Genomic DNA, 15,687 nt, shown 5'->3' with positions numbered 1-15,687 from the left:
CGGGGTCTCGGTCGCTGCGCGGGCGCGGTCGTGCGGGGTGCGCTTCGTCTCGGTCGCTGCGCTCCCTCGCTCAGCGTCCGAGGGCGTTTGCGGGGTCTCGGTCGCTGAGCGAGCGCAGCGAGACGAAGCGCGGGCGTCAGTCGAGCTCGGGCGTGCGCGGCGGCGTCGTGCGGCGTGCGCGCAGGGCCTCGAACGCCGCGGCCCACGCCAGCAGGTCCGCGTCGGCGTAGGCGCGGCCGGCGATCGTCAGGCCCGCCGGCATCCCGATGTCGGCCATCGTGCCCATCGGCACGGTGACCGTGGGGATCCCGAGGTGGCGGATCGCGAGGTTGCCGTTGGCGACCCAGACGCCGTTGCGCCAGCCGAGATCGGCGGACGCCTCGTTCACGTCCATGTCGGCCGGGCCGACGTCGGCGACCGCCGGGAAGAGCACGGCGTCCAGGCCGAGGGCCGCCATCCAGTCCTCCAGGTCGGCGCGCCGGGTCTCTTCCAGCCCGCGGACGCCGGTCCCGATCTCGGGGATGTCGGCGAACGACGCGTACGGGTGCTCGCGCACCTGCGCGGGGTAGGTCGCGATGTCGTCGTCGAAGCCTGTGTAGCGGTCGGGCAGCGCCCCCTCGGGGTGCGGGAAGATCGCGGCGCCGTCGACGACGTCGAGACGGTCCAGCGCCGGGTCGCCGTTGGCGCGCAGGAAGTCGTCCCACGCCCACGCCGAGAGGTCGACGATCTCGCGCTGCAGGAACGCCTCCGTCACGAGCCCGCGGGTCTTGATGGTCGGCGCGCCGGGCCGGTCGCCTTCGTAGTTCGTGACGACGGGGAAGTCGACCTCGACGACCTCGGCGCCGGCGGTCACCAGATCGCGGCGCGCCTGCTCCCACAGCGCGAGCACCGACGGCCGCGTCTCCACGCGTGTGCCGGTCGGGCCGCCGATGCCGCCGTCCGGGTTCGTGCCGGCGTCGGGGTCCGCGCCGATGTACATGCGGGGCACGCCGAACCGGCGGCCGGCGAGCGTCGCGCGGGCGGTGTCGGCGTCGCGCGAGGCGAGCGACGGGTATGAGGCGGGCCGCGTGGCGGAGGCATCCGGGATCCGGATCCACGGCTGCGCGCGCCAGAAGTCTCCGCGCGTCTCGGGGTCGTCGGCGACCATCACGTCGAGGATCTCGAGGAGGTCGGCCATCGTGCGGGTGTGCGGCACCACGACGTCCATCGTGGGCACCAGCGGCCAGTTGCCGCGCACCGAGATGACGCCGCGCGACGGGGTGTAGGCGCACAGCGCGTTGTTGGACGCGGGCGCGCGGCCGCTCGACCACGTCTCTTCGCCGAGCCCGAACGCGGCGAAGCTGGCCGCCGTCGCGGTGCCCGACCCGTTGGATGAGCCGGAGCCGAACGCCGACGTCAGGTACGCGGCGTTGTAGGGGCTCTCGGCGCGGCCGTAGACGCCGCGCTGCATGCCGCCGTTGGCCATCGGCGGCATGTTGGTGAGGCCGATCAGCACCGCGCCGGCCTCGCGCAGCCGCTGGATCGAGAACGCATCGCGCTGCGCGACGAGGTCGGCGAACGCGGGCGATCCCGCCGCGACGGTGAGCCCCTTCGCCATGAACGAGTCCTTGGCGGTGTACGGGATGCCGTCCAGCGGCCCGAGAGCCCGGCCGTCGGCGCGACGGAGATCGGATGCCGCCGCCTCGGCCCGCGCCTCGGGGTTGCGCACGATCACCGCGTTGAGCGCGGTGGCCGTGCCCGGCGCATCGTACGCGTCGATGCGGGCGAGGTACGCGTCCACGAGTTCGACGCTCGTGACCTCGCCGGACTCGAGCGCGGAGCGGAGCTCGGCGATCGTCTTCTCGACGACGGGGAAGCGGGTCATCGCGCCACCGCCGGCTGCTGCTGCGTGATGCAGTGGATGCCGCCGCCGCCTGCGAAGATCTGGCGGGCGTCGACGGTCACGGCGCGGCGCCCGGGGTAGGCGGCCTCCAGGATGTCGCGGGCCCGTGCATCGGCGCGCTCCTCGCCGAAGCCGCAGGCGATGACGCCGCCGTTGACGACGAGGTGGTTGACGTAGCTGTAGTCGACGAAGCCCTCGTGATCGCGGAGGATCTCCGGCGCGGGCAGGTCGATGATCTCGAACGCGCGGCCGGCGGCATCCGTCTGCTCGGCGAGGAACGCGCGCAGGTCGCGCGAGACCTCGAAGTCGGGGTGCTCGGGGTCCTGCTGGGCGTGCAGCAGCACGCGGCCCGGCGTCGGGATCGTCGCGACGATGTCGACGTGGCCGTTGGTGCCGAACTCGTCGTAGTCGCGGGTGAGGCCGCGGGGGAGCCACACGACCTTCGTCGCCCCGATCGTGCGCGCGAGCTCGGCCTCCACGCGCGCCTTGTCGGCGAACCGGTTGCGGCGCGGGTCGAGCTGCACGGTCTCGGTGACAAGGACGGTGCCCTCGCCGTCGACATGGATGCCGCCGCCCTCGTTGACCAGCAGCGAGCTGACGACGTCGGCGCCGACGAGGCCCGCCGTGAAGCGGGCGTGCGCGGCGGCCTTCTCCCACGACGCCCATTCGGGGGCGCCCCAGCCGTTGAAGATCCAGTCGACTGCGCCGAGCGCGCCCGGGCGCTCGTCGTCGATCACGAACGTCGGGCCGTGGTCGCGGAACCAGAACTCGTCGACCGGCGTCTCGACCAGCTCGATGGCGGAGTCGAGCATGCGCCGTGCGCGGTCGGCCTTGGACGGGTCGACGAGCATCGTGACCGGCTCGAACGCGGCGACGGCATTCGCGACGGCGCTCCAGGCCTCGTAGAACCGCTCCTGGTCGACGGGGTCGCCGCCTAGCGTGGGGCCCTCGTTCGGGAACGCCATCCACGTGCGCTCGTGCGGGTCTCCCTCGTGCGGCATCCTCCAGGCCATCGTCAGCCCCTTCGCGTCGATTCGTCGTCGCCGATCATTAATTGATCTAGCGATCAATAGAGAACATATCTATGCTGGCGAGACCATGTCAAGCACATCGTCCCGGCCGCGAACCCGCAAGCCTCCCGCCGAGCGCGCCGCCGAGATCGTCGCCGCGGCGACCGCCATCGCGCGCGAGCAGGGCCTCAGCGCGCTGACGCTGCGGGCGGTCGCCGAGCGGGCCGGGGTCGCATCCGGGCTCGTCGCGCACTACCAGCCGTCGATGGACGACCTGGTCGCACGCATCTACGGCGACCTCGTGGAGGAGGAGGTGCGCGACGTCGAACGGGTCGTCGGCGCCGTCGCCGATCCCGCCGCACGGCTGGGTGCGCTCATCGACACCCTGATGGACGGCGAGCGCGAGGAGCTCACCGTGGTGTGGGTCGAGGGGTGGGCGATGGCGCGGCGCAACGACGCGCTGGCGCTCGCCGTGCGCGCACAGATGGAGCGCTGGCAGACCCTCGTGGAGGGCATCGTCACAGAGGGATGCCGCACCGGCGCCTTCTCGACCTCCGAACCCGGAGAGGTGGCGTGGGAGCTCATCGGCATGATCGACGGCCTCAACGCCCAGTCGCTCGCGCGCGGCACCGACACCACGCGGTTCGCGCTGCGCACCGCCCGTGCCGCCGAGGCGCTCGTCGGGGCTCCGCCCGGCTCGGTGCCGGTGAGCGCATGAGCCGCGTGCAGTGGGAGCAGATCCCGGCGGCGCTGCGCGCCGGGATCGAGGACGTGCTGGGTGAGCCGGTCGTCGAGGCGCGGTCGCAGTCCGGCGGCTTCTCGCCCGGCTCCGCCGACCGCGTCGTCACGGCGTCGGGCCGCCGCGCCTTCGTCAAGAGCGCAGGGCTGTCGGTGAACGCCGAGACGCCGGGCATCCACCGCGCCGAGGCCGCGATCACGCGTGCGCTGCCCGAGGGAATCCCCGCGCCCGCGCTCATCGGCTTCGTGGAGCACGAGGACTGGGTCGCCCTCGTGCTCGAGGACGTCGAGGCGCGGCATCCGTCCACTCCCTGGAAGGCCGACGAGCTGCGGGCGGTGTTCGACGCGCTGCATCAGGTGGCGTCCGTCGCGCTGCCGGCCGACGCTCCGCTGGGCGCGATCGAGGACGCGCTGGCCGGCGACGCCGACGAGTGGCGCCGCATCGACCTCGACACCCTGCCGCCGCTGCCGCGCGGGATCGACGCGTGGGTGCGCGAGCACCGGGACGAGCTGACGGATGCCGCGACCCGCGGCGCGACGGCGGCCCGGGGCGACCGACTCGTGCACTACGACACCCGCGCCGACAACATCCTGCTGCGCCCCGACGGGTCGGTCGTGCTGGTGGACTGGCCGTGGGCGGCTCGCGGCGCCGGGTGGTTCGACGCGCTCAGCCTCCTCATCAACGTGCGGTACTACGACCCCGACGCGGACGTGGAGCGCATGATCTCGCGGCATCCGGTCTTCGCGGGCATGCCCGCCGCGGCGGCGACCGACGTGCTCACCGGCTTCGCCGGGATGTTCCTGGGCTCGTCGCTCCGGCCCTCGCCGCCGAACATGCCGACGCTGCGCGGGTTCCAGCGCGACCAGGCCGTCGTGACGCTGGAGTGGGTGCGGGAGCGCTGGGAGGGCTGACGGCCCTGCGCGACCGCGCCGCACGCGCCAGGATGGAGCCATGAGCGCGATCCCCACCGTGACCCTGAACGACGGCACCTGGTTCCCCGAGCTCGGCCTCGGCACCTACAACCTGCGCGGCGAGGAGGGGATCGAGGCGATCGTCGCGGCGATCGACTCGGGCTACCGCCTCCTCGACACCGCGGTCAACTACGAGAACGAGCGCGAGGTCGGCGAAGCCGTGCGGCGCAGCGGCGTGGAGCGCGAGCAGCTGCTCGTCGCGTCGAAGGTCCCGGGTCGCCACCACGGCAGGCAGGAGGCGATCGACAGCATCAAGGGCTCGCTCGACCTGCTGGGCGTGGACCGCATCGACCTGCAGCTGATCCACTGGCCGAACCCGAGCGTCGGCAAGTACCTCGACACCTGGCGGGGCATGATCGAGGCGCGCGAGCGGGGACTGGTCCGCTCGATCGGCGTCTCGAACTTCACCGAGGACATGCTGGCCGAGCTCGTCGAGCAGACCGGTGTCGTCCCTGCGGTCAACCAGGTCGAGCTCCACCCGTACTTCCCGCAGGCGTCGCTGCGCGCCTTCCACGAGGCCCACGGCATCCGCACCGAGAGCTGGAGCCCGCTGGCCCGTCGCAGCGAGCTGCTGACGGAGCGCATCCTCAACGAGCTCGCCGTGGTCCACGACGTCACGCCGACGCAGGTCGTGCTGCGGTGGCATACGCAGCTGGGCAGCACCCCCATCCCGAAGTCGACCGACCCCGCGCGTCAGCGCGAGAACGCCGACGTGTTCGGCTTCACCCTCACGGCAGACCAGGTCGCCGCGATCAGCGCGCTCGAGCGCGGACGGCTGTGGGGCGGCGACCCGCTCACCCACGAGGAGATGTAGCAGGATGCCGCGCCCGGCGGCCACGCCCGCGAGCGGCATCCGCGCTCATGCGTCGGGCAGCGCGTCCAGCCATTCGGCGAACGTCTGACGGCCGCGAAGCGCGTCGGGTCCGGGCATCAGCGCGCCCGAGCGGAACGCGCGGCCCAGGCCGCCGGGGGAGTTCACCGCCGGGACCGGCCCGCGGTAGCCGATCGCGTGCGCATAACGGCGCACCATGTCGGCAAGGCTCTCCGCCTGCGGTCCGCCCAGATCGGCCGCGCGCCCGACGGGGCCGCGCTCGGCGAGGTCGACGAGATGTTCGGCGACTTCGCGGGCGGCGATCGGCTGCACGAGCCCTCGCGGCGCGACGTGGGCGCCGGCGCGGGCGCGATGGAACACCATCGCCGCGTACTCGTGGAACTGGGTCGTGCGAAGGATCGTCCACGGCACGTCGCCGTACTCCACGAGGCGCTCCTGGACGAGTTTTCCGGCGTAGTAGCCGTCGGGAGCGGCATCTGCCCCGACGATCGTGAGCACGAGGTGGTGCGGCACTCGGGCGGCGCGCCCGGCCGTCAGGAGGCTCTTGGTGACGCCCGCGAAGAACATCACCGACACATCCGGCCGCGCGGTGGTCACATTCGTGACGTCGATCACGGCATCGGCCCCATCGAGCGCCCCCGCGAGCCCGGCCCCGCTCAGCAGTTCGACGCCAGTACGCCGAGACAAGGCGACCGGCTCGTGGCCGCGCTCGTGCGCGACGGCGGCGATGTGCGCGCCGGTCATGCCGGTACCCCCGGCGATGGCCAGTCTCACGGTCCCTCCCGGTGCATGTCTGCGCAGACGCCGCCCAGCGTATTCCTGGACGCGACCGCGTACGCCGTCGCGCCCCACGAGCGCGAGGGGAGAGGTCCGCGTCAGCCGATGCCGTCGAGCCACTCGGCGAAGGTCTGGTGGCCGCGCACGGCGCGCACGCCCGGAAGGGCGAGGCCCGCACGCATGGCCTTCATCTGAGGGCCGGGCAGGCTCACCGACGGGATCCAGCCGCCGTGGCCGGTGCGCCGCGCGTAGGCCTTGACCATCTCGTCGAGGTGCTCCTCGCGGGGGCCGGCCAGATCCGCCGCGCGACCCTGTGGGGCCGCGGCCGCCAGCGAGGCCAGATGCTCGCCCACCTCACGGGCGGCCACCGGCTGCACCCGCGCGCGGGGGGCGACGTGCAGCGGTCCGAGCTTCGCGCGGTCGAACAGCTGCGCTGAGAACTCGTGGAACTGCGTCGCCCGAAGGATCGTCCACGGCACCGGGCCGGACTCGACGACATGCTCCTGGGCGAGCTTGCCGGCGTAATAGTCGTGCGGCATCCGGTCGATCCCCACGATCGACAGCAGCACGACGTGCGGCACCGCTGCGCGCGCGGCGGCGGCGACCAGGTTGCCGGTGGCGGTCTGGAAGAACCGCGTCGCGGTCTCGGCGGACAGTGTGGAGATGTTGGCCGTGTCGACCACCGCGTCGATGCCCTCGAGCGCGGCGTCCAGACCCTGTCCGGTGGTGAGGTCCACGCCCGTGCTGCGACTGAGCACGATCGCATCGTGCCCTGCTGCGCGCACCGCGCTCACGGTGCGGCTTCCGACGACACCCGTGCCTCCGGCGACCGCGATCCTCACGTCCCCGTTCCTCTCGCCGCAGTGGTCCTGTCCCCATCATGTGCAAGTCCGAAGCGCGCGCGCAACGGGTGGAGGGCCGTTCCGCCGCGACGGTTCGGTTAGCGTGGAGCCATGGCGACCCCCTCAGGCTCCACCCCCTTCGATTCGCTGGCCGACTACATCGCGCTTCCCCGGGTGGAGGCGCTCGCGCTCTCGCCCGATGGGAAGACCGCCGTGCTCACGGTGGCCGCGCTCAAGAAGGACGGCACCGGCTACGAGCGTGCGCTGTGGGCCGTGCCGGCGGACGGCGGCGGGGTCCCGCGCCGGCTGACGCGGTCGGCGAAGGGCGAGGCGGGCGCCGCGTTCACCGCGAGCGGCGACATCCTGTTCGTGTCCGCTCGGCCCGATTCCGAGGGCGACGCCGACGACGAGTCGGGCCAGCTGTGGCTGCTCCCCGCGGCGGGCGGCGAGGCCCGGCCGGTGACGCGTCTGGCCGGTGGCGCCGACGGCATCGCCGCGACCGCCGAGGGGTCCGACCGCGTCGTGATCGCGGCATCCCTCCTCCCCGGTGCCGACACGCTCGAGAGCGAGGCGGCGCTGCGCGCGAAGCGCAAGGAGAAGAAGGTGTCGGCGATCCTCCACGAGACCTACCCGGTGCGTTTCTGGGACCACGACCTCGGGCCGGCCGCGCCGCACCTGTTCGCGATCGACGTCGACGGCCTGCAGGACACGATCGCCGCCGCGGTCGAGGAAGCCGCGGAATCGGATGCCGTCGCCTCCGCGGACGGCGGCGAGCCGGCGGCATCCGACTCCGGCGAGAAGCCCTATCCGGCGACCCTGCCGCGCCCGCGCGATCTCACGCCGAAGCCGGGGCGTTCCGTCGATCACGCAGAGGCCGCGCTCACGCCGGACGGCGCGACGCTGATCGTGTCGCTGGACCGTCGCGAGCAGCGCGCGGGACGCCGGATCATCGTGGCGATCGACACGGCCACCGGAGAGCGCACCACACTCTTCGACGAGGTGGACGTCGACTTCGAGATGCCCGCCGTCAGTCACGACGGCACCCGCATCGCCTACCTGCGCACCGTCAAGAGCACGCCCGCCGCCCCCACCGACTACGAGGTGTGGGTCGCAGCGCTGGACGGCAGCGGGGCGCGGCGCATCGCCGCCGACTGGGACCGCTGGGCGACATCGCTGACCTTCGCCGCCGACGACGCCGCCGTCATCGCGACGGCCGACGAGAACGGCCGCGGGCCGGTGTTCCGCCTTCCGCTGGACGGCGGTGCTGCCGAGCGCCTCACCGACGACGACTTCGCCTACACGCACGTCGAGGTCGACCGCGCCAACGGCGGGCTGGTGGCGCTGCGCTCGTCGTGGGTGGTGCCGCCGCACCCGGTCCGCATCGCGCGCGACGGCACGGCGACGCCGCTCGCGACGCCGGCGGCGACGCCCGTCGCCCCGGGGACGATCACCGAGGTCGAGGCGGCCGCGGACGACGGCGCACGCGTGCGCGGCTGGCTGCTGCTGCCCGAGGGGGCGTCGGCCGAGAGCCCCGCCCCGCTGCTGCTGTGGATCCACGGCGGGCCGCTCAACAGCTGGAACGCCTGGAGCTGGCGCTGGGCGCCGCTGCTGGCGGTCGCCCGCGGCTACGCCGTGCTGCTGCCCGACCCCGCCCTGTCGACGGGGTACGGACTGGACTTCATCGCCCGCGGCTGGAACAGCTGGGGAGCCAAGCCCTACACCGACCTGCTCGCGATCACCGACGCCGCCGAGGCGCGCGATGACATCGACCAGGTCCGCACCGCGGCGATGGGCGGCTCGTTCGGCGGCTACATGGCCAACTGGGTCGCCGGCCACACCGACCGGTTCCAGGCGATCGTGACGCACGCGAGCCTGTGGGCGCTCGACCAGTTCGCCGGCACCACCGACAGCTCCGAGTACTGGCAGCGCATCTTCACGCGGGAGGCGATGGCCGAGCACTCGCCGCACCGCTTCGTGGACGACATCCGCACCCCGCTCCTCGTGGTCCACGGCGACAAGGACTATCGCGTGCCGATCGGCGAAGGGCTGCGGCTGTGGTCGGAGCTGGCCGAGCATCACGCCGACGAGGACGGCCGGATGCCGCACCGCTTCCTGTACTTCCCCGACGAGAACCACTGGGTGCTGAAACCGCAGCACGCGGTGATCTGGTACGAGACGGTGTTCGCCTTCCTCGGCGAGCACGTGCTCGGCGAGGCGCCCTCACGCCCGGAGCTGCTGGGCTGACGCCGGGTCAGGACACGTGGCGGACTTCGCAGTCGCTGCCGGGAGAGAGGATCGCCTCGTGTCCGTCGTCGTAGCGGACGACCAGCAGCGGGTTCTCCTCGCTGCCGCGCACTTCGATGACCTCGCCCGCGCGTTCCGCCGCCCCGACGATGCGGCCGTGGATGATCACGCGATCGCCGACGCTCGCCTGCATGGGGACCACCTCCTGGCGCTCACGATACGACGCGCCGGACGCGAGGGGTAGGGCGGTCGCGCGCACGCGGCCCCCACGACGTCCGTCTCCCGCGCCGAGCGGCTGCGGCTACAGCTGCGCGCCGTCGTCGTCGCGGTTCTCGAGGCCCACGTTGCGGCCGCGCCACGACTCGTAGGCCATCAGCCAGCCGATCGACACGGCGGCGGCCAGGACGAGTCCCAGCACCACGTTGCCCCAGATCAGTCCGAAGACGATCCCGAGCGTGAACATGAGGGCCGTACCCAGCGCCCAGCCCGAGTGGCCGCGCGTCCAGCCCTTCCGCGTCGTGGTCATGTCATGAGCCTAGACGGCACCGCGGGCGCGGGTCGCGCCGCAGGGTCCCGGCGCGCGGCCGGGACCCTGTCGTCCGGGCGTCAGGGCTGCTGCGCGTTGACCGCGACCATCCAGTCGATGCCGAACCGGTCGGTCAGCATGCCGAAACGGCCGCCCCACGGCGGCGTGTCGAAGGGCATCGTGATCGAGCCGCCGTCGGCGAGCTTGTTCCAGTAGCCCTCCAACGAGGCCTCGTCGTCGCCCGAGACCGACACCGAGATGCCCGCGGGCTTCTCGTACGTCATTGCGGACGGGGTGTCGGCTCCCATCAGCACGAATCCGTCGGGGCTGGTCAGCTGGGCGTGCATCACGAGGTCGTTCTCGGCGGGGTCCTGCACCATGCCTTCGAACTGGCCGAACGTCGAGATGTCGAGCTCGCCGCCGAACACGCTCTGGTAGAAGGTCATCGCTTCGCGGGCCTGGTTCCGGAAGGACAGATACGGGTTGAGGCTGGGCATGTCGAACTCCTGAGATGGGTGATGGATGCCGCGCCCGGCCGCGTGGCGCATCCCAGTGTCGTCGCCCCCTCCGACATCGACAAGGCCCTGCGCAGCGGCCCACGCCCTCAGCGGCTGCGGTGGTCCTCGGGGTGCAGTCGCGGGCCGCGGCGTGGCTCGCGCGCGCCGCTCAGGCCGATCAGCCGGATCACCCGCTGACGCTGGCCCGGCCACGCGGCCAGGAGCTGCAGCATCCCGTCGTCGTCGACGCGGTGTCCGGTCAGGGCGTGGCCGACCTCGTGCGCGAGGTGGAAATCGCCGACGCTCACGGCGTCGGGGTCGCCGAGGGCGCGGATGCGGGTCTCGGCGGAAGTCCACGGACCGATGCCGGGCTGGCTCACGAGCACCCGGTCCACGGCCTCGCCGTCGGGCGCCTCGAGAACGGCCCGCGCGATGGCGTCGCCCCGGCGTGCCGCCCGCACCACGGATCGGGACTGCGGCGGTTCGAGCCCCGCGCGATGCCACGCCCACGACGGCACATGCTGCCAGCCGTCGATCGTCGGCGGTGCGAACAGGGGAGCGGGCGTGGGCCCCGGTGCGCGTTCGCCGCACCACGTGATGATCCGCCGCCATGCCGCGAATGCCTGCATGCCGGTCACCTTCTGCTCGAAGACCGCACCGGCGAGGGCGTCGAACACGAGCCCGGTACGAGAGAGCCGGAGGCCCGGATTGCGGCGGTGCGCGTCGGCGATGAGCGGATGCCGCCCCGCCTCGAAGGCGTCGGGATCGTCGTCGGCGCCGCACAGCGCCGGGAGCTGGTCGAGCGCCCACTCGGCGCCCGGTCCCCACGCGGCACCGCGGACGACGCCCGGATGGGTCTCGCGGATGGCGAGGGTCGCGACGCCCTGCGGGGTGCGGCTGGCGCGCCAGATCACGGCGCCCGACACCATCATCGTCGGGTCGCCGGCACCGCGACGCTGGTTGAGCACCGTGCGGCGCAGATCCAGCGGATGCCGCGGACGGTACTCGGTCTCGAGCGGTCGACCGGGGTCGGGCCGCGGATCGCGGGGCGGCGCGGCGCGCGACGTGAAGCGCTCGGCATCCCTCGTCCGAGGGGTGCGCGAGAGCGACGTGGTCATGCCGCCCACCCTACGCCGGAGCCTCCGACATCGCTGCCGGACGGGGCGGGATCAGAAGCGGTCGGGCGAGGGGGTGCCGTGGCCGTAGCGGATGACCACGTCGGCGTGGCGGTCGAACCGGTAGCCGACGCCGCGCACGGTGCGCACGATGTCCTCGTAGCGGCCGAGCTTGGCGCGCAGGCGCCGCACGTGCACGTCGATCGTGCGCTCGCCCGGGGCGTCGTCGTCGGAGGTGCCCTGCCAGAGCGAGGTCACCAGCTCGGTGCGCTCGATCGTGCGGCCCTCGCGCAGCACCAGGTACTGGAGCAGCTCGAACTCCTTGAAGGTGAACGCTGCCGATTCGCCGTCGATGAGGACGCGCTTGCGGGAGATGTCGACGACCACGCCGCCGCCGGCGGGATCCTCCTCCTCCGGCTCCTCCTGCTTGGTGCGGGCGATGGCCGACGGCTCGTGGAGCGCCAGGCGCACCACGTCGACGTCGCGGCCGCCCGAGCCGACCGGCGCGAGCGCGACCGTGGCGTAGGTCTCGGCGGAGGGGGCGAGGTCGGCGATCGTGCGACGCAGGGCGTCGACGAGAACGCCGAGGCTGACGCCGGACGCGGCGGCCTTCGCCTCGTCGATGCCGACGTAGAGGGCGAATCCGCGCGGTGCGGTGCCTGCGGGCAGGGCTCGCGTGGCCGACGGCGCGGCCGGCGAGGCCTGCGGGGCGGGCGCGGTCTCCACCGCAGCGGGCTGGTCGACAGCGCGCAGGTGGCGGACGGGAGCGGTGACGGGACGGTCGAGAAGGGCGGTGGTCGACATGATGATGTCCTTGTGCGATGCACCCGGGTGGCGGTGCCCGGGTGGGAATGTGCTGCGGCCCTGATCGTCGGGGGCGAAAGGGGCCATGGGCCTGGGTACTGGCCCGTGCCCGACGTTGGGCGGTGTGCGAAGCGGATCCGGGTGCGCGTGATCGACGCACGAAACCGGTGCTTCGGGGGACTCCGTACGATCCGAGTTCAGAAGCGGAGGAGGAGTCCGACGGGGGTCACCGTGCTAGTGGCACATTCGACAACACATGACAATGCGGCCGGCCATCATCATGCCGGCAGTCCTGTTCGCCTCCCAGGCGGACACAGAACGCGCGTTGTCAGTCATGTGGCCGATTATGACCGACTGGGTCCGAAAACGTCAAATCGCACGGATGCCGCGGCTCCACGGTTTCGGAATGTGACAGATTGCTCAGTCCCGCGTGGGTGTACCCCATGCACGCTGTCAACGGAGTTGACTGTGCGAACGCCGGGACATCCGATCCGATGCGCCGAGGCGTCTGCGGGCGGGCGTACCCTGTGCGGGTGACCGACCTGCGCTTCACCCACGAGACGGATGCCTCGCGTTACACGCTGCACCGCGGCGACGACCTCGTGAGCGTCCTGGACTACCGCGACGACGGCCGGACGGTCGCCATGACCCGCGCCTACACGATCCCCACGTTCCGCGGCCACGGCTACGCCGGCGAGCTCGTCGAACGGGCCGTGACGGAGCTGGAGGAGCACGGCGACCGCAAGATCATCCCGGTGTGCTGGTACGTCGCCGACTGGTTCGACGCTCATCCCGGGCGCCGCGGCATCCTGACCCCCCGCGCCTGACGGAAAGGATCGCGTCCTCTCGCGCTTGTCAACCCGCTTCCGCGTGCCGCGCCCGGGCCGGAGGCTGAGGAAGGACGAGAGGAATCCGCCATGGAACGCGATCAGGCCACCCGTGCCAGCGACGACCACCGCGCCGAGGACGAGCGCTCAGCAGAGGCTGCGAGCAGCGCTGAGACCGCGCAGCCCGAGGAGCGCGCGACGCCGGCGACGCCCGCCGAGCCCAGCCACGAGGCGGTCGGCCTGGGGGTCGTCGAGGACGGCACGGATCACCACGGCCACGACGGTGAGCGCGAGACCCTCACCGCGAGCGAGGCGCAGCGCACACCGGGGGCGCTGGGCACGGAGCAGGCGCAGCGGCTGCCGGCGATGGCGCAGAACAACGCGTCGGCGCTCGAGAAGGTCACCGGCATCGTCGCCCAGACGCGGGCGGATGTCGCGACGCAGCCGTACGAGCGGATCGTCGAGGTGCTGCGGGAGCGCCTGGTGCAGGCGGGCGTCGAGCTTCCCGACAGCGACATCCAGGAGCTCGCGCGTCAGATCTCGACCGGGGACGCCGACCGCCCCTGACCGGCGACGCGCAGGACACGCGGAACACCGCGCGAGGTGCGGGGCCTGGCCCTAGGCTGAGCGCGTGCACATGGAGGACGTGTTCACCGCCGTCGCCGTCGGCTTCGAGGCCGTCGGCGCCGCCGCCATGATCGTCGGATTCGTGATCGCGCTGGTGCTCGGCGCCCGGACGCTCGCTCGGCGCGAGGGCGGGACGGCGGCGTTCACCGTGCTGCGCACGACGCTCGGCGCCGCGATCCTCCTTGGTCTCGAAGTCCTGGTGGCGGCGGACCTCATCCGCACGATCACCTCGAAGCCCTCGCTCGAGGACGCTGCGATCCTCGGGCTGATCGTGCTGATCCGGACGATCCTGTCGATCTCGATCCAGATCGAGATCGAGGGTGTGCTTCCGTGGCGTCGGGCGCTCCTGCGCAGCGGTGGTCAGATGCTCGGCGATGCCGTCGCGCGCGACCGGGCTGCAGAACAGGCGCGGAGCGCAGGACCGGCACCGGTGGCACCGGACCCGCGCTCGCCGTGACGCCTGTGCGTCACGCCGCCGCGCAGGCGGTGGTGCTATCGGCGACGTCGTGCAGCCCGATCGGCCGTGCCCAGCCCGCCGGGGCCGTCCGCGCGGCGGGGCGTTCGACGCGCACCACGCGCGGCGCGACCTCGACCGTCCGTTCCCGGATCGAGGCCAGCAGGGCGCGCTCGCGTTCACGCGTCCAGGTGTCGTGGCGGTACTGCTGCTCGGCGGCGTAGAGAGCGAACATGGTGTCCTCCATCGGTTCGACACTCACAACCTAGGAGGGGGTTCCGACATTGCCGGCGCCCCCGGCAATGGCAGGATTCCGCTCGCCGACGACCGGATCACGCCGCATCCGACGGGTCGCGCAGGCCCACCCGGTCGGGGATGTCGAACTGCACCCGAGGCAGCCACGACGACGGCTCCGGCCACGGCCGAGACGCCGGGAGCGAGCGCAGCCTAGCCCGCACCGCGGGGCCCGAGGCCTCGACCGGCAGCACCCGCGACGGTGCGTGATGGGCCAGCGCGCCCAGCCACCAATGCCGCCATGTGCCCTCGATCGCCTCGGGGCCCGCGACGACGTAGTAGTCGGGCATGACGGCCTCGCCCGAGGCGAACAGCGCCAGCAGGGCGCCGACCTCGGTCTCGAGCGACCCGAGCGTGGCGCGCTCCTCGTACAGCTCGACCCACGCGGACGCGACGTGCTCGAGGGGATCGGCGTCGTGCACGACGTACGGCATCGACACCGACGCGACCAGGTGGGCGGCGACGGCGGGTTCCGCCTCGCGCAGCGACAGCGCGACGAGCGCAGGGACGTCGCCCAGTCCGCTGAGCAGCTCTTCGCTGTCGGCCCCGACCAGGGCCACGACCGTCGACCGCGGGGCGGTGTCCGTGCGGTGCGCCATGTTCCACGATACGTCCGGCGCGACCCGACGAGGGCGGCGCACCGCCGGGAGGCGGCATCCTCCCGCCCGCGTCGGGAAGCGCCGTGGCGCCTCACTCCGCCATCAGCACCACCGTCACGAGGTCGGCGCCGAACGTGAACCGCGCGTCGACCGTGCCGCCGTGCAGCACGCCGGGCAGCCATCGCGACGCGTCGTCCCGCATCCGCCGGTACGGCACCGCGTCCAGCCCGTACCAGCGTGGTGCGACCCCGTCGGTCCGGATCGGGTCGCCCCGCCACCGGCTGCAGACGAACACCCTCGAGCGCTCCGACCACGCCGGCCGCGTCGGGAAGTGGCGTTCGACGGCGCCCGCCAGGCGCAGATCGGATGCCGCGACCACGACGCCGACAGCCTCGCGCACCGCCCGCACCGCGGCATCCGCTGCGCTCTCGCCCGGCTCCAGCCGCCCGCCGATGCCCACGACCCCGCACTCTTCGCGGCCGGAGGGATCCTCGCCGAGCAGCACCTCCATGCCCGCCTGGCCGCGTCGCAGCAGCAGCACGACGCAGACCTCGGGCAAGGACATGCCACGAGGCTAGCGCTGCCGCCGCGGGGCGTCCCGCGAGGAGGGGTTGCCGGCTCCTCGGCCTGCCTGGCCGGCGATGTCG

General features: G+C 72.9%; 19 protein-coding genes. 7 read left to right on the top strand and 12 right to left on the bottom strand.

What is annotated here, in order from left to right; genetic code table 11:
- Positions 1–136: 136 nt before the first annotated feature.
- Both AC1DDU_RS04130 and AC1DDU_RS04125 read right to left on the bottom strand, forming a co-directional pair.
- Complete coding sequence (locus AC1DDU_RS04130; protein WP_477431392.1) at positions 137–1,864, bottom strand: amidase; 1,728 nt, start codon at positions 1,862–1,864, stop codon at positions 137–139.
- A complete protein-coding gene (locus AC1DDU_RS04125) occupies positions 1,861–2,895 on the bottom strand; it encodes an agmatine deiminase family protein (RefSeq protein WP_477431390.1) in 1,035 nt (344 codons plus the stop codon). Before AC1DDU_RS04125 ends, AC1DDU_RS04130 begins: the two co-directional genes overlap by 4 nt.
- Before the next feature lie 85 nt (positions 2,896–2,980).
- Between AC1DDU_RS04125 and AC1DDU_RS04120 the strand changes: the two genes are divergently transcribed.
- Genes AC1DDU_RS04120 through AC1DDU_RS04110 form a run of 3 tightly spaced genes read left to right on the top strand, consistent with a single transcriptional unit; the run spans position 2,981 to position 5,416 of the window.
- Positions 2,981–3,610 (top strand): TetR/AcrR family transcriptional regulator, encoded by a 630-nt coding sequence (locus AC1DDU_RS04120; protein WP_477431388.1) that lies wholly within the window; start codon positions 2,981–2,983, stop codon positions 3,608–3,610.
- Positions 3,607–4,542 (top strand): phosphotransferase, encoded by a 936-nt coding sequence (locus tag AC1DDU_RS04115; RefSeq protein ID WP_477431386.1) that lies wholly within the window; start codon positions 3,607–3,609, stop codon positions 4,540–4,542. The genes AC1DDU_RS04120 and AC1DDU_RS04115 overlap by 4 nt, the downstream gene beginning before the upstream one ends.
- A gap of 40 nt (positions 4,543–4,582) precedes the next feature.
- Entirely contained in the window at positions 4,583–5,416 is an 834-nt protein-coding gene (locus AC1DDU_RS04110; protein WP_477431384.1) for an aldo/keto reductase, read from the top strand.
- 45 nt (positions 5,417–5,461) lie between these two features.
- On the opposite strand, the gene AC1DDU_RS04105 is transcribed toward AC1DDU_RS04110, so the two are convergent.
- On the bottom strand, positions 5,462–6,208 hold the full coding sequence (locus tag AC1DDU_RS04105) for an SDR family oxidoreductase (RefSeq protein ID WP_477431382.1): 747 nt from the start codon (positions 6,206–6,208) through the stop codon (positions 5,462–5,464).
- A gap of 101 nt (positions 6,209–6,309) precedes the next feature.
- On the bottom strand, positions 6,310–7,053 hold the full coding sequence (locus AC1DDU_RS04100) for an SDR family oxidoreductase (RefSeq protein ID WP_477431380.1): 744 nt from the start codon (positions 7,051–7,053) through the stop codon (positions 6,310–6,312).
- Positions 7,054–7,164: 111 nt separating this feature from the next.
- On the opposite strand from AC1DDU_RS04100, the gene AC1DDU_RS04095 reads away from it, so the two are divergent.
- Positions 7,165–9,297, top strand: a complete 2,133-nt coding sequence (locus tag AC1DDU_RS04095; protein WP_477431378.1) for a S9 family peptidase — start codon at positions 7,165–7,167, stop codon at positions 9,295–9,297.
- 7 nt (positions 9,298–9,304) lie between these two features.
- Here AC1DDU_RS04095 and AC1DDU_RS04090 read toward each other — a convergent pair whose 3' ends face one another.
- The 5 genes from AC1DDU_RS04090 to AC1DDU_RS04070 form a co-directional block, all read right to left on the bottom strand.
- Entirely contained in the window at positions 9,305–9,490 is a 186-nt protein-coding gene (locus AC1DDU_RS04090; RefSeq protein WP_477431376.1) for a DUF1918 domain-containing protein, read from the bottom strand.
- 108 nt (positions 9,491–9,598) lie between these two features.
- Positions 9,599–9,823 carry a hypothetical protein gene (locus tag AC1DDU_RS04085; RefSeq protein ID WP_477431374.1) on the bottom strand — a complete coding sequence of 75 codons (225 nt, stop codon included), beginning with the start codon at positions 9,821–9,823 and terminating at the stop codon, positions 9,599–9,601.
- A gap of 80 nt (positions 9,824–9,903) precedes the next feature.
- Positions 9,904–10,320, bottom strand: coding sequence for a VOC family protein (locus tag AC1DDU_RS04080; RefSeq protein ID WP_477431372.1), 417 nt, complete (start codon positions 10,318–10,320; stop codon positions 9,904–9,906).
- Positions 10,321–10,427: 107 nt separating this feature from the next.
- Complete coding sequence (locus tag AC1DDU_RS04075; RefSeq protein WP_477431370.1) at positions 10,428–11,438, bottom strand: DNA-3-methyladenine glycosylase family protein; 1,011 nt, start codon at positions 11,436–11,438, stop codon at positions 10,428–10,430.
- Between the two features lie 51 nt (positions 11,439–11,489).
- On the bottom strand, positions 11,490–12,239 hold the full coding sequence (locus AC1DDU_RS04070; RefSeq protein WP_477431368.1) for a winged helix-turn-helix domain-containing protein: 750 nt from the start codon (positions 12,237–12,239) through the stop codon (positions 11,490–11,492).
- A 494-nt stretch (positions 12,240–12,733) separates the two neighbouring features.
- Between AC1DDU_RS04070 and AC1DDU_RS04065 the strand changes: the two genes are divergently transcribed.
- The 3 genes from AC1DDU_RS04065 to AC1DDU_RS04055 all read left to right on the top strand — a co-directional run bounded on the left by AC1DDU_RS04065 (position 12,734) and on the right by AC1DDU_RS04055 (position 14,150).
- Positions 12,734–13,066 (top strand): GNAT family N-acetyltransferase, encoded by a 333-nt coding sequence (locus AC1DDU_RS04065; protein WP_477431366.1) that lies wholly within the window; start codon positions 12,734–12,736, stop codon positions 13,064–13,066.
- A gap of 90 nt (positions 13,067–13,156) precedes the next feature.
- Positions 13,157–13,633, top strand: a complete 477-nt coding sequence (locus AC1DDU_RS04060; RefSeq protein WP_477431364.1) for a hypothetical protein — start codon at positions 13,157–13,159, stop codon at positions 13,631–13,633.
- A gap of 70 nt (positions 13,634–13,703) precedes the next feature.
- Complete coding sequence (locus AC1DDU_RS04055; RefSeq protein ID WP_477433416.1) at positions 13,704–14,150, top strand: DUF1622 domain-containing protein; 447 nt, start codon at positions 13,704–13,706, stop codon at positions 14,148–14,150.
- A gap of 10 nt (positions 14,151–14,160) precedes the next feature.
- Here AC1DDU_RS04055 and AC1DDU_RS04050 read toward each other — a convergent pair whose 3' ends face one another.
- From AC1DDU_RS04050 to AC1DDU_RS04040, 3 genes are all read right to left on the bottom strand, one after another.
- A complete protein-coding gene (locus AC1DDU_RS04050) occupies positions 14,161–14,382 on the bottom strand; it encodes a hypothetical protein (RefSeq protein ID WP_477431362.1) in 222 nt (73 codons plus the stop codon).
- A 97-nt stretch (positions 14,383–14,479) separates the two neighbouring features.
- Positions 14,480–15,040, bottom strand: a complete 561-nt coding sequence (locus AC1DDU_RS04045; protein WP_477431360.1) for a hypothetical protein — start codon at positions 15,038–15,040, stop codon at positions 14,480–14,482.
- Between the two features lie 91 nt (positions 15,041–15,131).
- Positions 15,132–15,605 (bottom strand): NUDIX domain-containing protein, encoded by a 474-nt coding sequence (locus AC1DDU_RS04040; protein ID WP_477431358.1) that lies wholly within the window; start codon positions 15,603–15,605, stop codon positions 15,132–15,134.
- Between the last annotated feature and the right edge of the window lie 82 nt (positions 15,606–15,687).

The organism is Microbacterium sp. 05T445 (assembly GCF_056395865.1).
This window is presented reverse-complemented; position numbering and strand designations above follow the sequence as displayed.